Below are 971 nucleotides of genomic sequence, written 5' to 3'. Positions count from 1 at the left end.
TGAGGGCGCCACCACCGAGACCACCGATGGTGGCGGGTTCGGTGCGGAGAAGACCCCGCTGCCGGGGGCAGGGTCCGGGTCGCAGACAGGGAACATCCCTGGCTCCCCGGCCAAGGACAACACGTTCATCCCATCGGATGCCTCTGATTCCTCGGATGATTCGGATGGCTCGCAATCGGATCGCTCGGGTGGCTCGGATTCCTCGAGTGTGTCTGATGTGGACACTGTTTTCCCTGATACCAGGTCGGTGGATTCGGCTGCGGTGCCGGTGCCTTCTGGTGATGACCTGGTGGTGTCCGGTTCCGTTCCGGTGTCTGCCGTTGTGGTGGGCGGAACGGACGGTAAGAGGGGAGCCGAGGGCGGTGTGCCGGGCGGGACGCCGGCTCGTGGTGTTCCGGTGGTGCCCGGTTCCGGGCAGGACCGGCCGGGCCCACACGCACCTGCATATTCCGGTGAGGTAGTGGGTTTTGGTTCGGACCGGTCGGTGACACCGCTGCCGCCGTACAGTCCGGGTGCTGGTGGCGATCAGGCCGTGCCTGGCGTGCATGGTGTGGAGGTGCCGCGGAACCGGCCGCTGGATGTGGTTACCTCGCAGACGTCGGACTCGACGGGGGGCACGGCACCGGCGGTGACCCCGCATGTTTCTGGTGTGCCCTCGGATACCGCGCTACCGAAGACCCTCGCGTCCGGATCTGGGTCTGGGCCGGTCGCGGATCCGGACAGTGGTGCTGTGTTCCCGGGACATGAGTCCTCGCCGGGTGGCTGGACCGGCCAGGGTGGGCCTTCCGGGGTGGATTCGGTCGCGGGGCGTGGGGATTGGCATCGCGAGGATGCTGGAGCGGGTCTCCCGGATTCGGCGGTGTTGCCGGCAGATACGGGATCGCAGGCGGTGCCGTCTCTGCAACAGGACCCGGCGTTGGCGCTGCTGGCGGCCCCGCCGGTGGACGCGGTGCGGGGGGTGGTGGCGGCGG

The organism is Saccharopolyspora spinosa NRRL 18395 (genome assembly GCF_000194155.1).
Classification (GTDB): domain Bacteria; phylum Actinomycetota; class Actinomycetes; order Mycobacteriales; family Pseudonocardiaceae; genus Saccharopolyspora; species Saccharopolyspora spinosa.
Note: the sequence above shows the minus strand (reverse complement) of the source record.